The sequence below is a fragment of the Propionibacterium cyclohexanicum genome (assembly GCF_900111365.1).
Taxonomy (GTDB): Bacteria; Actinomycetota; Actinomycetes; order Propionibacteriales; family Propionibacteriaceae; genus Propionibacterium; species Propionibacterium cyclohexanicum.
In genome coordinates, this window is the sequence record NZ_FOGZ01000009.1 from 32,791 (window position 1) to 46,957 (window position 14,167).

Genomic DNA, 14,167 nt, shown 5'->3' on the forward strand with positions numbered 1-14,167 from the left:
TCTCCGCGGGAGCGCCTCAGCGCCTGCGCAGCAGGTGGGCCGGCTTGACGTGGAGGCCGATGTCGGGATCGACGAGCGCTTCCTGGGCAGCCGGGACGCCTGCGATGGCGAACTGGGCGTCCACCGGGATCGAGCGAGTGACCAGGCCCAGCGCGATCGGCCCGTCCTCGTGGTGGATCGCGGTGGCACCGATGCGCCCGACATCGTGCCCCTCGTAGCCGATGGCCGAACCGATGCCCGGGATCTCGCTGGTCGACCCGTCGAGCAGCAGCCGCACCAGCCGGCGCGGCGGCCGCCCGAGATTGTGGACCCGGGCCACCGTCTCCTGCCCGCAGTAGCAGCCCTTGTCCAGGGCGGTTGCGTACAGTCCCAGCTCATTGGGCAGGGTCCGCTCGTCGGTGTCGACGCCGATCTTCGGCACCCCGGCGGCGATCCGCTCGGCGTGCCAGGCCCACATGCCGGCCATCCGCTCGTCGTCGGGACCGGGCTGGCCCACGGCCCCGATCTGCAGCGTGCCCGGGCCGAAGGGTGCAGGCACCGCGGGCGCCACCGGTTCGGGCAGCCCCCGCTCGCCGGTCAGCTGGGCACCTACCCACCGCAGGCTCAGCTCGGGGTGGGCGACGACCTGCACCTTCGTGCGGAAGCGCATCGACGCCAGGTAGTCGAACACCGCTGTGGCATCGTGGGCATCGCTGCTCAACCAGAGCCGTTCACCATCCTCGACGGCCCGCAGCAGATGCTGCACATGACCGGTAGGGCTGAGCAGGAGAGCCTCCAGACCCTGCCCGGGTTGCAACTCCCCGAAACGCCCGGTGCTCAGCGAGTTGAGCCACTCGAGTCGATCGGGACCGCTCACCTCGATGATCCCGCCCCTGGCGAGCTCGATGATCGCGGCGCCCTGCTCGAAGGCCTTCTGCTCGGCGAAGGGCGAACCGCGATGCCACAACAGGCCCGTGTCGGGACCCTCCTCCACCAGCACTGCCGTGCCACTCATCGCGACCGCCGCTGCAGCCGCGCCCACATATAGGGCTGGAGGGCAACGTCCTTCGTGGCACGGTCGAAGGTCCACAGCAGATCGCCCTCGACATTGCCGTAGAGCCTCTCACCGCCGGTGTAGGCGAGTTCCGAGGTGGTGGTGCGGGCGACCACGTCGGTGACCAGCTCGATCTTCGCGCCGTCGATATGGCCTGCCCAGACCTCACTCCAGCCCTGCGGATCGCTGAGCACCACCTCGAGGGTGCCGTCGGACTGGGGACGCCAGAAGCCGGTTTCCATACCGAGCGGGGACTGCGGAACCCCGGACTCGTTGGTCGTATAGGTCTGGGAGATGTAATGCAGATAGGGCTCGCCATTGGTGGCGAACTCGATCTGCTGGCCGAACTCGAAATCACCTCGTTGCGGCCACGAGCCGTGCCCGGTGCCTTGCCAGCGTCCGATCAGCCAGGCCAGTGGCATGAGCGCCGGGTTGAGGTCAGCGGAAATCTCGAAGGGCATGCAAGCGTCTCCTGTCACTCGACGGGCGCGGGTGCTCGATCGGAGCCGGACGGTTCTCGCGCCGGACCAGCCAGCGCAGCACCACGCTGATAAGCGCGATCGCCACGGCAGCCACCACGGCCGCCGCCGCCAGCAGCATCACCAGATCGAAGATCCCCACCCCGAAAGCTTAGGAGCCCTGTTCGGCAGGTGGGCAGCTCGCCGCTGGCCGGATGCGCGGACCGGCTCACCGGGCCTGTGGCACCATGCCACCATGCGAGTCCTCCTGCAACGCGCCGCCCGCGCCGAGGTGAGCATCGATGGGCAGGTGGTGGGATCGCTGCCGGCCGAGGGGCTGGTGGCCCTGGTGGGGGTCACCCATGGCGATGACATCGCCACCGCCCACAAGCTCGCCGCGAAGACATGGACGCTGCGCATCCTCGACGGCGAGCGGTCCGCGGCGGATCTGGGCGCGCCGATCCTGGCGATAAGCCAGTTCACCCTCTACGCGGACACCCACAAGGGGCGACGCCCCAGCTGGTCGGCAGCCGCGCCGAGCCCGATCAGCGAGCCGATCGTCGACGCCTACGTCGAGGGCTTGCGCGCCCTGGGCGCCCATGTGGAGACCGGCCGCTTCGGCGCCACTATGCAGGTGAGCCTCGTCAATGACGGGCCGCTGACCATACTGCTCGAATCCGAGCGGTGAACGCATCGCCGGCATCAGGCGAGCCATGCAAGGCCACGAGGCGCAGCACCACTATCCTTGGACGCACGCAGATTCAAGACACCAGCGGATTCAAGACACCAGCAGATTCAAGACACCAGGCAGAACCGGCAGAGCGGGGAGAGGCAGCGATGAGCGATGTTCTGTTCGTCTCACCTGTTGCGAATCCTGCAGAGATTCCCCCCGAGCTCGTCCTGCTGGGCCATTCGATGACGCGGGTGCAGGGGGGCAACAAGGCGGTGGCCGAGGCCACCCAGGCCGACGCCATCATCGTCGACGGGCGCGGTGACCTGGCGGCAACCCGCACCACCTGTCAGCTCCTCACCGCGGCAGGCCTCAACAAGCCGGTGCTGCTGCTCGCGGCACCGCAGGGGCTGTCCGTGCTCAACCCGGACTGGGGCGTCACCGACTTCGTCGTCGACGGCGCCGAGGCCGCCGAGTGGGACGCGAGACTGCGCCTGCTGCTCACCTCGTCGGCGCACAGCACGATCAGCGGCGGAGCGATCGTCGTCGACGAGGCGGCCTACACCGCGACCGTCGGGGGGCGGTCCCTCGATCTCACCTACACCGAGTTCGAGCTGCTCAAATTCCTCGTGGCCCATCCCGGAAGGGTGTTGACCCGCGAGGATCTGCTCAAGAAGGTCTGGGGCTACGACTACTACGGCGGCACCCGCACGGTGGACGTTCACGTGCGCCGGCTGCGCGCCAAGCTGGGCGCCGAATACGACTCCTACATCGGTACGGTGCGCAACGTCGGATACCGATTCAACCCGCAGCGCTGAGCCCAGGACGGGCGGGCCACTGTCAGCGCCGCATCCTAGGCTTGCCGGCATGAGCGTCGCGACGATCCTTGAGCACACCAGCCTGAGCCCCTCCGACCAGGAATCGGTCCATGCCTTGGTGAGGCGATGCGCGGTGGCCGACTCGGTCGAACCGCTCAACGAATCGGGGACGCTCGGGCTCGCCGCGCCAGGCGGGCGTCATCTTCACTGGCTGGCCCGTGGCGTGAGCCAGGGCAATGATCTGCTCGGCTACGCGCAGTGGGACGCCCGCGAGCACTCCGTCCAGCTCATGGTGGAGCCCACCGGGCGCCGCCAGGGAATCGGCACGGCGCTGGCGGGGGCCGTGCGCGAGAGCCATGGGCTCGCCGGCCCACGACTCTCGCCCGCTGCAGCCGGCCCGGCCCTCTCCTGGTGGGCGTTCGGTGACCTGCCGGCAGCGAAGGCGCTGGCGAGCCGACTTGGACTGCGCCCGGTGCGCAGCCTGCTCATGATGCGGCTGGCCATGCCTCCCGCCGCGGCGCACGACTTCCCCCTGCCCGCGGGCATCGCGCTGGACCACTTCCGGCCCGAGGACCTCGAGGCGCTCGTCGAGGTCAACCACGCGGCCTTCGCCGACCACCCGGAGCAGGGTGCCATGAGCGCGCAGGATGCCAGGGTGCGGATGTCCCAGGAGTGGTTCGATCTCACAGGGCTGCTCGTGGCCCGCAACCGCTCCGGTCGGCTGATCGGCTTTCACTGGACCAAGGTCGAGAACCACGCCGGTACGCCACGCGGTGAGGTCTATGTCATCGGGGTCGATCCCGGCTACGAGCACCGTGGCATCGGACGCGCGCTGCTCGATGCCGGTATTGTGCAGATGCAAGCCAGGGGTGTGGATGCGATCGACCTTTATGTCGAGGCCTCGCGTCCGCGTGTGGTCGAGATGTACCGCACGGCCGGCTTCGCGGTGGTGTCCGCCGACACCGCATACGCCGATCAGGAGCTGAACCGATGACCGAGCTGGAGACGGATGGCCCCGATGAGGCCGAAGAGCCCGCCGCAGCCCCCAAGCTGCCGGAGGACCGCTTCAGCGAACGTGAGCTGAGCTGGCTCGCATTCAACAACCGCGTGCTCGATCTGGCCCGCGACCGACAGCGCATTCCGCTGCTGGAGCGCGCAAAGTTCCTCGCCATCTTCAGCTCGAACCTCGACGAGTTCTTCATGGTGCGCATCGCCGGCCTCAAACGCCGCATCGATGCCGGGGTCGCGGTGCCCTCGCTCACCGGCATGATGCCCCGGGAGCTGCACGATGCCATCCTGGCCCGCACCCACGAATTGGTCGACGCCCAGTCGCAGGTGTTCCACGAGCAGATCCTGCCGGAGCTGACCGCCAATGGTGTGGAACTGGTCAATTGGGAGCAGCTCACGGGCGAGGAGAAGCAGCGCATGCGCACGCTGTTCACCGACCGGATCTTCCCCGTCATCACCCCGTTGGCCGTCGATCCGTCACACCCCTTTCCCTATATCTCGGGACTCTCGCTCAACGTCGCCGTGCTGCTCGCCAATCCCGAGACCGGTATGCGCCAGTTCGCCCGGATCAAGGTACCCACCGTCCTCGACCGGCTCGTCCGGCTCGGCGATTGCCGTTTCGTGCCGCTCGAGGAGGTGATAGTCCACCACTTGCCCGAGCTGTTCACCGGGATGAAGGTGCTCCAGTCTGCGACCTTCCGGGTGACCCGCAACGAGGACATCGAGGTGGAGGAGGACGACGCGGAGAATCTGCTCTTCGCCCTCGAGAAGGAGTTGCTGCACAGCAAGGTTGGGCGCCCTCCGGTGCGCCTCGAGGTCGACTCGAGCATCCAGGACGACCTGCTGGAGCTGCTCGCCGACGAGCTGGACGTGAGCCCCAAGGAGGTCTTCCGGCTGCCCGCGCCGCTCGACCTCACAGCCCTGTTCGCCATCGCCGACGTCGACCGCGAGTCGCTGAAGTACCCCAACTTCCTGCCCAAGACCCACCCCAATCTGGCCCCGGTCGAGACATCGAGTTCAGCCGATCTGTTCAAGGCCATCCGCAATCGCGACATCCTTCTGCACCACCCCTACGATTCCTTCGCCACCAGCGTCCAGCGCCTCATCGAGCAGGCGGCAGCCGACCCGCATGTGCTTGCCATCAAGCAGACGCTCTACCGCACCAGTGGTGACTCCCCCATCATCGATGCCCTCATCGAGGCCGCCGAAGCGGGCAAGCAGGTGCTGACGCTGGTCGAGATCAAGGCGCGCTTCGACGAGCAGAACAACATCGCCTGGGCCCGCAAGCTCGAGCGCCATGGCGTGCACGTGGTCTATGGCATGGTGGGCCTCAAGACCCATTGCAAGCTCATGCTGGTGGTGCGCGACGAGCCCGAGGGGCTGCGCCGCTACGCCCATATCGGCACCGGCAACTACAATCCGAAGACGGCCCGCCAGTACGAGGACATGGGCCTGCTCACCTGCAATCCGATCGTCACCGAGGATGTCGCCCGGCTGTTCAACCACCTGTCGGGAATGACCCAGGAGACGCGCTACCGACGGCTGCTCGTCGCACCCCAGGGAGTGCGGACCGGGCTCATCGAGGCCATCTCGGGAGAGATCGAGAACCACGCCAAGGGCCTGCCGGCGCGGATCAGGATCAAGGTGAACTCGATCATCGACGAGGCCATCATCGACGCCCTGTACCGGGCCAGCCAGGCCGGCGTCGAGGTGCAGCTGTGGGTGCGCGGCATCTGCGGCCTGCGCCCGGGTATCCCCGGCCTGAGCGAGAACATCACCGTGGTCTCGATCCTGGGACGCTTCCTGGAGCACTCGCGGCTGTTTTGGTTCGAGAATGCCGGGCGCCCCCTCGTCGGCATCGGCTCCGCTGACCTCATGCACCGCAATCTCGACCGCCGGGTCGAGACCATCGTGTCCATTACGAACCCCGGCCACATTGCCGAGATCAACCAGCTGTTCGACATGGCCTTCGACCCCCGCACCGTCACCTGGCGGCTCGACAACCGGACCTGGACACCCCGGACCACCAACGAGGACGGCAGCCCGAAGCGCGATCTCCAGGAGTGGCTCATCGACAGCACCAGCCGCAGACGGCGCTCCCCGGCCACACCACAACGCCGCACGCTGCACTTCCAGCGCCCCGGCGTCCTGCCGAACCGATGAGCAAGTCAGCTGCCTCGGGCGAGCCCAGCGTGCGGGCTGCCGGTGCCGTGGTCTTCCGTGGCACCGGCAGCACGCGCCAGGTGCTGCTGGAGCATCGGCCCGGCTACGACGACTGGACCCTGCCGAAGGGCAAGCCCAACCACGCCGAATATCTCCCGGTGACTGCGGTGCGCGAGGTCGAGGAGGAGACCGGCGTCCATGTGTGCCTCGGGCGCCCGCTGCCCTGCCTCGACTACGAGGTGGGTTCCGGCCCCAAGAGGGTGTGGTGGTGGCTTGGTGAGCAGCAGGGTGAGGCCAGCCCCGACCACGATGAGGAGGCCGATGTGCTCGCCTGGCCCACCGTGGCCGAGGCCCATGGCATGCTCACCTATGACGACGAGCACACGCTCCTCGACGAGGCCGTCGCGGTGGCGGACCAAGCCCCCGGTGGCACCATCCTGCTTGTTCGGCACGCCAAGGCCAGATCCCGCAAGAGCTGGCCGCACGCCGATCCGCATCGGCCGCTGTCCGCGCGGGGCCATCGTCAGTCACGTGCCCTCGCCGGGCTGTTCGCCGCCTATGGCACCTCGACCGCCGTCTCGTCCCCCTCGCGGCGCTGCCGCCAGACCCTCGATCCTTTCGCCGCAGACGCCGGCATCGAACCCGAGCTCGTGGCACTGCTGAGCGAGGAGGGCGCCGAAGGCCACGCGCGGCAGGTCATCGAGCTCATGGAGCACGTGCGCGCCCGGGCGCTGGCGCAGCCGGGCCGCCCGCTGGTGGTCTGCGGGCACCGCCCAGTCCTGGCCGACATGCAGGTGGGCCTGGGGCTGGCTCCGGGACCGATGTCGCCTGCAGAGTGCTGGACGATCCACCTGGACACCCGCGGGGAACCGGTTTCGGTCGAGACCCACACATCACCGATCTAGCGACGCTGGACTCGCGGCGCAACTCGAGGGCCCACCAATGCTCGCGCGGATGCCTCGCTGCCGCCGGGTGGGAAGCCCACTTCCCTCGATAACCCATTGTTAACCTTCCGTTCACCTTGTGCGCGCCATGAGGACACATCCCCCCCCTACCGTGAGCTTCGGTGGGCAGCAGAAGCCCCCGGGGTCTGCGCTGCAGACCTGGTTCCCACGAAGCGTGAAGGACTTCATCGTGTCGATGAACCGCAAGGTCATGATCGCGGCAGTTGCCGCACTCAGTTCACTTGCTCTTGCTGCCTGTGGCAGCGAGGGCCCCTCCTCGTCCGCGACGGGCAATGGTGGCAGCGCTACGTCGGCCCCCGCGCAGCTGTCCGGCACCCTTGCTGGTTCGGGCGCGACCTCCCAGGCAGCGGCGCAGACCGCATGGATCGCCAAGTACGCCACCATCCAGCCGAACGTGAAGGTGAGCTACGGCGGCGGCGGCTCGGGCCAGGGCCAGAGCGACTTCAAGAGCGGCGCAGTGTCCTTCGCCGGCTCGGACGCCGTGCTCACGGACGCAGACATGAAGGCTGGCAACTTCGGCCAGTGCACCTCCTCCTCGAACGCCCTGAACCTGCCCGTCTACATCTCGCCGATCGCGATCGTCTTCCACCTCGACGGTGTCACCGACCTCAATCTCGACGCCCCCACCACGGCCAAGATCTTCTCCGGCAAGATCACCACCTGGAACGACCCGGCCATCAAGGCCCTCAACCCCAGCGCCAACCTGCCCAGCTCTCCGATCTCGGTCGTGCACCGCGCCGACAAGTCGGGCACCACCGAGAACTTCACCGACACGCTGCACGTCACCGCACCCGACATCTGGACCGAGGCCGGTTCCCAGACCTGGCCCACCGCCTTCGCCGGCGAGTCGGCCAATGGCACCTCCGGTGTCGTGACCGCAGTGAAGAATGGTGCCGGCACCATCGGATACGCCGATGAGTCCCAGGCCAAGGATCTGAGCATCGCGAAGTTCGGCACCTCGGGCAACTTCGTCGGCCCGACCGCCGAGGCCGCCGCCCAGGTCGTCGAGGCCTCCCCCCAGATGCCGAACCGCCCCGCCAAGGACGTCTCGCTGCAGCTCGACCGCAAGGCCTCCGGCTATCCCTTCGTGCTGGTGTCCTATCTGCTCGCCTGCGAGGAGTACAAGGATTCGAACACCGCGGCCCTGGTGAAGTCGTACCTGGGCTATGTGTCCAGCTCTGAGGGCCAGCAGGTCGCCCAGCAGAATGCCGGAAGCGCCCCGCTGCCCAGCGCCCTGGCGACCAAGGTCAAGGACGCGATCGACTCGATCAAGTAACAAGAACAACTGCGGTTCCACCGCGCACTGTGGGGTGCGCCCGCTCTGGCCCGGCAGGCAGGGCGGGCGGGCCCCACGTTCGCGTGGGGCCCGCTCCTGCCACCCGTTCGCACAACCTTGGAGATGTGATGTCGTCGCAAACTGCCCAGCCGGCGATGACTGATGAATCATTGAGCCCGTCGAGCAAGAGCCATGGAGATTCCGTCTTCAAGGGCCTGTCGACGGGCTCCGGTGTCCTCATCGTCGTCATCCTGGCCGCCGTGGCCATCTTCCTCATCGTCCAGGCCGCCCCTGCGCTCACCCACCAGGACTTCCCGCTGGGTGACGGCAGCAATGGCGGCATCCTGAGCTATGTCGGACCCTATCTGTTCGGAACTCTCTACTCGGCGGTCCTCGCTCTCGTCCTGGCTGTACCCATCGGAGTGGGAATCGCCCTGTTCATCGCGCTCTATGCCCCGCGACGGTTCGCCTCGGGACTCGGATATGTCATCGACCTGCTTGCCGCGGTGCCTTCGGTGGTCTACGGCCTGTGGGGCCTCCAGACGCTCTCGCTGATCCTGCAGCCCGTCCACCGCTGGCTGGGCGACTATCTGGGCTTCATCCCCCTGTTCGGGGGCCGGGTCTCGGGTACCGGACGCTCGATGCTCACCGCCGTCGTGGTCCTCGCCGTCATGGTGCTGCCGATCATCACCTCGATGTGCCGGGAGGTCTTCCTCCAGGTGCCCGATCGGCAGATCGAAGCCTCCTACGCCCTGGGCGCCACTCGCTGGGAGATGATCCGCCAGGTCGTCTTCCCCTATTCCCAGTCGGGCATCATCTCCGCCTCGATGCTCGCGCTGGGTCGCGCGCTCGGGGAGACGATGGCCGTGGCGATGGTCCTGTCTGCGGCGCGGGTCGTGAACTTCTCGATCATCACCTCCACGAGCTCAGGCACCATCGCCTCGAACATCGCCCTGTCATTCCCCGAGGCCACCGGCTTGACCCGAAACCTGCTGATCGCCACCGGCCTGGTCCTGTTCGTCATCACCTTCGTGGTCAACTTCATTTCACGCTGGGTCGTTGCCCGCCGCGCCGATTTCTCGGGAGCAAACTGATGAGCAATTCCACATCACAGCAGTTGCGCCAGCATGAGCCTGCCCCGACGGATCTCGAGAGACTGTTCAGCGACTCGCTCACCGCCGCTCGGCTGCCGCGTTTCACCTCGCTGGGACTGCTGGTCCTCAGCTTCGCAGTGGCTGCGCTGTTCGACGTGATCACCGGACACAACGGCCTGGCCCGGCTCGCGGTCATTGGCGTCCTGCTCTACCTCATCGTGCACTTCATCGTCGCTCGGGCAGTCGAGGGTGGCCGCCCGGCCACCGATGGCCTGGCCCGCGATCTGGTCACCCTCGCATTCATCGTTGCGCTCATCCCGCTCATCTCGCTCATCTTCGAAACCCTCAAGCAGGGCCTCGTGCGCTTTGATGCGGACTACTTCACGAAGAGCATGTGGGGTGTCATCAATACCGGAGGCGGCGCCGCCCACGCCATTCAAGGCACCCTCATCGTCACCGCGCTGTCGACCATCATCTCGGTGCCCATCGGCCTGTTCACCGCCATCTACCTGGTGGAGTACGGGCATGGCCGGCTCTCTCGGGCGATCACCCTGCTCGTCGACGTGATGACCGGCATCCCCTCGATCGTGGCAGGCCTGTTCGCCTACTCGCTGTTCGTGCTCATCGTCGGCGTGGCCCAGGCCCGAATGGGCTTCACCGGAGCCGTGTCGCTGTGCGTGCTGATGATCCCCTATGTGGTGCGCTCCGCAGAGGAGATGCTGAGTCTGGTGCCGAATTCGCTGCGCGAGGCCAGCTACGCGCTAGGGGTCACGAAGTGGCTGACGATCGTGAGGATCGTCATCCCGACGGCACTGTCCGGCATCGTCTCGGGCGTGGTCATCGCCATCGCCCGAGTCATCGGCGAGACCGCCCCCCTGCTCATCACCGCCGGATTCGTGAACTGGAAGAATCCCAACCCCTTCAGCGGCGAGATGACCACCCTCCCGGTGTTCGTCTACAACCAGGTGATGGTGCCCGGCGTCCCCCAGCAGCCCTTCTACGACCGGGCCTGGACCGGCGCCCTGGTGCTCATCCTCATCGTCATGGTGCTGAACCTGCTAGGCCGGTTCATCTCTGCTCGTTTCTCTCCGAAGACCAAGAAGTGAAGGACCCACGATCATGGCCAAGCGCATTGAACTGAAGAAGCTGAACATCCACTACGGAGATTTCCTCGCCGTCAAGGATGTCGACATGATGATCGAGCCGCGTTCGGTCACTGCCTTCATCGGGCCCTCGGGCTGCGGCAAGTCCACCGTGCTGCGCAGCCTCAATCGGATGCTCGAGGTCACTCCCGGGGCCCGGGTCGACGGCGAGGTGCTGCTCGACAATGTGAATCTCTACGACAAGGCGGTGGACCCGGTCCGTGTCCGCCGCCAAGTGGGCATGGTCTTCCAGCAGCCCAATCCCTTCCCGACGATGTCGATCCGCGAGAACGTGCTGGCCGGCATCCAGTTGAACAACAAGCGGATGGCGCACTCGGAGAAGGAGGAGGTGCTCGAGAGGTCACTGCGTTCGGCGAATCTGTGGAACGAGGTCAAGGACCGGCTGGATCGGCCCGGATCGAGCCTGTCGGGCGGTCAGCAGCAGCGGCTGTGCATCGCCCGGGCCACCGCGGTTCAGCCCGAGGTGCTCCTCATGGACGAGCCGTGCTCTGCCCTCGACCCCATCTCGACGCTCGCGATCGAGGATCTCATCCAGGAGCTCAAGGAGGACTACACGGTCGTCATCGTCACACACAACATGCAGCAGGCTGCCCGGGTGAGCGAGAAGACCGGCTTCTTCACGATCAACGGAACGGGCATGCCGGGGCATCTCGTGGAATTCGACAACACCGAGACGATCTTCTCCAACCCGAAGGAGAAGCAGACCGAGGACTACATCACCGGTCGCTTCGGCTGATCGAGCCGCAAGGATCCCGCTGGCATGGTGTTGTGCCGGCGGGATCCTTGCGTCACGGGGCCGACGCGGGCTGCTGTGGTATCGGGTCGGCCCGAGTCCGCTCTCGGGACTCTGCGGGCTGGCAGCCGACAAGTCCAGCGCTGTGCTTCAGCGCGAGGACCCGGGCCGCCTTGGTGACCAGCTGGGCGCCGAACGCCGGATCGGACCGGGCGGTGCGCACCGTGTCGGCCTTCATGGCGGCGACGCTGAGGGGGTCGACGTCGAGGGCAAGATCTCCGCCTGCCCTCAGGAAGGAGGTGCCGCGGCTGGCCACCGGATAATCGGCCAGTGCCGCCGCGGCCCCCAGGTCATCGGAGACGATCACCTTGTCGAAACCGAGACGCTGGCGAAGGATGCCGGTGATGATGTCCGGCGAGAAGATCGCGGGGTTTTGCGGATCGATGCGGTCATAGACGACCGAGCCGACCATCACCGAGTCGGTGCGTGCGGCGAGGTCCGCGAAGACGTCCACCTCCGGGGAGTCAGACGTGGTCACGGTGTCATGGGCCACCCCGAAGTCGGTGTTGACGGTCACATTGCCCAGCCCTGGGAAATGCTTGATGCTGCTCAGCTCGCCTGCGTCGTGCAGACCCCCGATGACCGCCGAAGCATTCGCGACGACGTCGGTCCTGGTGGCGCCGTAGCCCCGGCCCAACTGGCCGATAGGAGCGTTTGCGGCGGTATTGGCGGCGGGCACCAGGTCGGCGACGGGCCCGAGGTCGTAGCGCACCCCCGCGTCGCGCAGCTGCCCGCCCCACATCCCCCACTGGGCTCGCAGCGTGCCGGTGGGCAGCGCAGCCTGGCTGCTCGCCGCCGGTATGGCGCCAAATCCCGGCCCTGCAAGCCTTTGCACCTGCCCACCCTCCTGATCGGCGGCCACCAGAAGATCCGGATCCGCGGCGCGGAGCGCGGCGGTGAGCTCACCGGTGGCTCGTGCACCGCCCGGATCGGCCATGAGTACCACCGAACCGACCTGCTGGGCGGCCAGCTGTGCGCTGGCCTGGCTGGCGGTCGTGACGGTGATGGCCCCCATGTACAGCAGGTCCACCTGCTCGTCGAGGTCGAGCTCGCTCGCTGCGGCGAGGCAGCTTCCCGGCGACGCGGACGATTCGTCCGCTTGGCTGGTGGGCGAGCTCAGCCCCGCCGTGCTCGCGGCGGGGGATGGGGACCCGGGCGGGGCGGAAACCGGCGCAGGGTGGGTCGGATCGGCTACCGCGCAGGCGCACAGGACGCTTGCCAGGGCGATGCCCAGCAGGCCCTGGCGACCGTGGCACGCCAGTCTCACGAGGCGTCTCGATATGCCTCGCACTGGGCTGCGATCGACAACAGTGCGTTCTCCACCACCTCGGCAAGCTCGGGATGTGCCCAGTACTGCCCGCGCGCCATCTGCTGGGCATCGATCCCGAAGCTCATGGCGGTCACCAGCAGCTGGCCCAGCTCGGGGGCCTCGGGGCCGATGAGATGGGCGCCCAGCAGCCGGCCAGTCTTCGGATCGGCCAGCAGCTTGACGAAGCTGGTGCGGTCGTCCAGGGCCCAACCATAGGCAACTGAGGAGAAGTCCTGCACGACGTGCACGAAGGGCTGGCCCGCTGCCTCCAGCTCCTGCTGGGTGGCGCCGACCACGAACATGGGAGGGTCGGTGAAGATTGCCTGCGGGATGACCTCTCGCCTGGTTGACACGAGGTCGTCGGGGTGAAGCAGATTGTGCTGCACGGTACGGGCCTGGGCGTTGGCGACGTGCTTGAGCAGGTGGTGGTCGCAGACATCGCCGAGCGCCCAGATGTGCGGCTGGCTGGTGCGCTGGTGGGCGTCGGTGACGACGAAGCCCTCGTCGTCCACCGCGACGCCGGCCTTCTCGACTGCCAGGAGATCACCGTTGGGCACATTGCCGAGCGCCAGCAGCATGGCATCGGCGGTATAGCTGTACTGCACGCCGTCGGCGTCGTGGGTCCAGACGATGAGGCCCCCGCTGTGGCTCGGCTCGACCCGGCTCAGCTGCTGGTTGAGTTTGACCGAATACCGTTCGCTGGCCAGCTTCGTCGCTGCGGCGCGCAGATCGCCGTCGAGCCTGCGCAGCAGCGTCGGCCCGCGGTGCACGACAGTGACGCGGGATCCGTATGCGGAGAAGACATGGCCCAGCTCCACGGCGATGGTGCCGCCCCCGACGATGACCAGCTGACGGGGTAGGCGCTTCACCCGCGTAATGGTCTCGTAGGTATGGATGAGCCCGGCCAGATCGGGGTCATCCAGGCCTGGCACATCGAGGTGGCGGGGCCGGGATCCGGCTGCGATGACGAACTGCTCGGCGCTGATGGTTCGCCGACCGACCTGCAGGCGATGGGCATCGAGGAATGCGGCCGGCTCGCGCAGCACGGTGACGTTCTCGTTCTTCTCGCGCCACTCCAGGCCTGCCGTGGAGATCGCATTGGTCCGCCCGAAGACCCGCTTCTGGATTGCCGCGAAGTCGACCCCGTTCAGATGCAGGCTGACGCCCAGCCGCTGGGCCTGCGCCGGCGCCATCGCGAAATCGGCGGGAACGACGAGCATCTTGGTGGGGATGCAGCCGACATTGAGACAGGTTCCCCCGAACCACTCCTGTTCGCCGACCCCTTGGTCGACCAACGCGACGGCCTGATCATCGAACTGTTCGTCGATGATGGTGTTGCCACTGCCCGAGCCGATGATGCAGAGGTCGAAGTGATCGCGCGTCATGTGCCCATGATTCCACGCAGACATTGCTGCGA

General features: G+C 67.2%; 14 protein-coding genes. 9 read left to right on the forward strand and 5 right to left on the reverse strand.

The genetic code is table 11. The features are described 5' to 3' along the window. Positions 1-16 precede the first annotated feature (16 nt). Genes ygfZ through BMX93_RS05700 form a run of 3 tightly spaced genes read right to left on the reverse strand, consistent with a single transcriptional unit; the run spans position 17 to position 1,654 of the window. Entirely contained in the window at positions 17-994 is a 978-nt protein-coding gene (ygfZ, locus tag BMX93_RS05690; RefSeq protein ID WP_091969030.1) for a CAF17-like 4Fe-4S cluster assembly/insertion protein YgfZ, read from the reverse strand. Beyond that, the gene (locus BMX93_RS05695; RefSeq protein WP_091968922.1) at positions 991-1,494 is read right to left on the reverse strand and encodes a heme-binding beta-barrel domain-containing protein; all 504 of its coding nucleotides are present in this window, start codon (positions 1,492-1,494) and stop codon (positions 991-993) included. Before BMX93_RS05695 ends, ygfZ begins: the two co-directional genes overlap by 4 nt. Beyond that, positions 1,472-1,654, reverse strand: a complete 183-nt coding sequence (locus tag BMX93_RS05700) for a hypothetical protein (protein WP_091968924.1) — start codon at positions 1,652-1,654, stop codon at positions 1,472-1,474. Before BMX93_RS05700 ends, BMX93_RS05695 begins: the two co-directional genes overlap by 23 nt. A gap of 93 nt (positions 1,655-1,747) precedes the next feature. Here BMX93_RS05700 and dtd point away from each other — a divergent pair, with 93 nt between their 5' ends. The 9 genes from dtd (at position 1,748) to pstB (ending at position 11,384) form a co-directional block, all read left to right on the forward strand. Continuing rightward, complete coding sequence (gene dtd / locus BMX93_RS05705) at positions 1,748-2,179, forward strand: D-aminoacyl-tRNA deacylase (RefSeq protein WP_091968926.1); 432 nt, start codon at positions 1,748-1,750, stop codon at positions 2,177-2,179. Positions 2,180-2,328: 149 nt separating this feature from the next. Continuing rightward, positions 2,329-2,979: a winged helix-turn-helix transcriptional regulator gene (locus BMX93_RS05710; protein ID WP_091968928.1), complete on the forward strand. Its 651-nt coding sequence runs from the start codon at positions 2,329-2,331 to the stop codon at positions 2,977-2,979. A 49-nt stretch (positions 2,980-3,028) separates the two neighbouring features. Further along, positions 3,029-3,973, forward strand: a complete 945-nt coding sequence (gene mshD, locus BMX93_RS05715) for a mycothiol synthase (RefSeq protein WP_091968930.1) — start codon at positions 3,029-3,031, stop codon at positions 3,971-3,973. Beyond that, the gene (locus BMX93_RS05720; protein ID WP_091968931.1) at positions 3,970-6,150 is read left to right on the forward strand and encodes an RNA degradosome polyphosphate kinase; all 2,181 of its coding nucleotides are present in this window, start codon (positions 3,970-3,972) and stop codon (positions 6,148-6,150) included. Before mshD ends, BMX93_RS05720 begins: the two co-directional genes overlap by 4 nt. After that, positions 6,147-7,055 carry an NUDIX hydrolase gene (locus tag BMX93_RS05725; protein WP_091968933.1) on the forward strand — a complete coding sequence of 303 codons (909 nt, stop codon included), beginning with the start codon at positions 6,147-6,149 and terminating at the stop codon, positions 7,053-7,055. Before BMX93_RS05720 ends, BMX93_RS05725 begins: the two co-directional genes overlap by 4 nt. Before the next feature lie 127 nt (positions 7,056-7,182). Then, positions 7,183-8,391 carry a phosphate ABC transporter substrate-binding protein PstS gene (gene pstS / locus BMX93_RS05730; protein ID WP_245725750.1) on the forward strand — a complete coding sequence of 403 codons (1,209 nt, stop codon included), beginning with the start codon at positions 7,183-7,185 and terminating at the stop codon, positions 8,389-8,391. A gap of 155 nt (positions 8,392-8,546) precedes the next feature. After that, a complete protein-coding gene (gene pstC / locus BMX93_RS05735) occupies positions 8,547-9,485 on the forward strand; it encodes a phosphate ABC transporter permease subunit PstC (RefSeq protein ID WP_218139237.1) in 939 nt (312 codons plus the stop codon). After that, positions 9,485-10,591: a phosphate ABC transporter permease PstA gene (gene pstA / locus BMX93_RS05740; RefSeq protein WP_091968937.1), complete on the forward strand. Its 1,107-nt coding sequence runs from the start codon at positions 9,485-9,487 to the stop codon at positions 10,589-10,591. The genes pstC and pstA overlap by 1 nt, the downstream gene beginning before the upstream one ends. 13 nt (positions 10,592-10,604) lie before the next feature. Continuing rightward, positions 10,605-11,384, forward strand: coding sequence for a phosphate ABC transporter ATP-binding protein PstB (pstB, locus tag BMX93_RS05745; protein ID WP_091968939.1), 780 nt, complete (start codon positions 10,605-10,607; stop codon positions 11,382-11,384). 52 nt (positions 11,385-11,436) lie between these two features. Here pstB and BMX93_RS05750 read toward each other — a convergent pair whose 3' ends face one another. Further along, positions 11,437-12,708: a glycoside hydrolase family 3 N-terminal domain-containing protein gene (locus BMX93_RS05750; RefSeq protein ID WP_091968941.1), complete on the reverse strand. Its 1,272-nt coding sequence runs from the start codon at positions 12,706-12,708 to the stop codon at positions 11,437-11,439. Then, entirely contained in the window at positions 12,705-14,135 is a 1,431-nt protein-coding gene (locus BMX93_RS05755; RefSeq protein ID WP_091968943.1) for a mycothione reductase, read from the reverse strand. The genes BMX93_RS05750 and BMX93_RS05755 overlap by 4 nt, the downstream gene beginning before the upstream one ends. Between the last annotated feature and the right edge of the window lie 32 nt (positions 14,136-14,167).

Bases quoted from the DNA above. Each gene is read 5' to 3' on its own strand.
- ygfZ (WP_091969030.1), bottom strand. From the start codon at position 994: ATGAGTGGCACGGCAGTGCTGGTGGAGGAGGGTCCCGACACGGGCCTG.
- BMX93_RS05695 (WP_091968922.1), bottom strand. From the start codon at position 1,494: ATGCCCTTCGAGATTTCCGCTGACCTCAACCCGGCGCTCATGCCACTG.
- dtd (WP_091968926.1), top strand. From the start codon at position 1,748: ATGCGAGTCCTCCTGCAACGCGCCGCCCGCGCCGAGGTGAGCATCGAT.
- BMX93_RS05710 (WP_091968928.1), top strand. From the start codon at position 2,329: ATGAGCGATGTTCTGTTCGTCTCACCTGTTGCGAATCCTGCAGAGATT.
- mshD (WP_091968930.1), top strand. From the start codon at position 3,029: ATGAGCGTCGCGACGATCCTTGAGCACACCAGCCTGAGCCCCTCCGAC.
- BMX93_RS05720 (WP_091968931.1), top strand. From the start codon at position 3,970: ATGACCGAGCTGGAGACGGATGGCCCCGATGAGGCCGAAGAGCCCGCC.
- BMX93_RS05725 (WP_091968933.1), top strand. From the start codon at position 6,147: ATGAGCAAGTCAGCTGCCTCGGGCGAGCCCAGCGTGCGGGCTGCCGGT.
- pstS (WP_245725750.1), top strand. From the start codon at position 7,183: ATGAGGACACATCCCCCCCCTACCGTGAGCTTCGGTGGGCAGCAGAAG.
- pstC (WP_218139237.1), top strand. From the start codon at position 8,547: ATGACTGATGAATCATTGAGCCCGTCGAGCAAGAGCCATGGAGATTCC.
- pstA (WP_091968937.1), top strand. From the start codon at position 9,485: ATGAGCAATTCCACATCACAGCAGTTGCGCCAGCATGAGCCTGCCCCG.
- pstB (WP_091968939.1), top strand. From the start codon at position 10,605: ATGGCCAAGCGCATTGAACTGAAGAAGCTGAACATCCACTACGGAGAT.
- BMX93_RS05755 (WP_091968943.1), bottom strand. From the start codon at position 14,135: ATGACGCGCGATCACTTCGACCTCTGCATCATCGGCTCGGGCAGTGGC.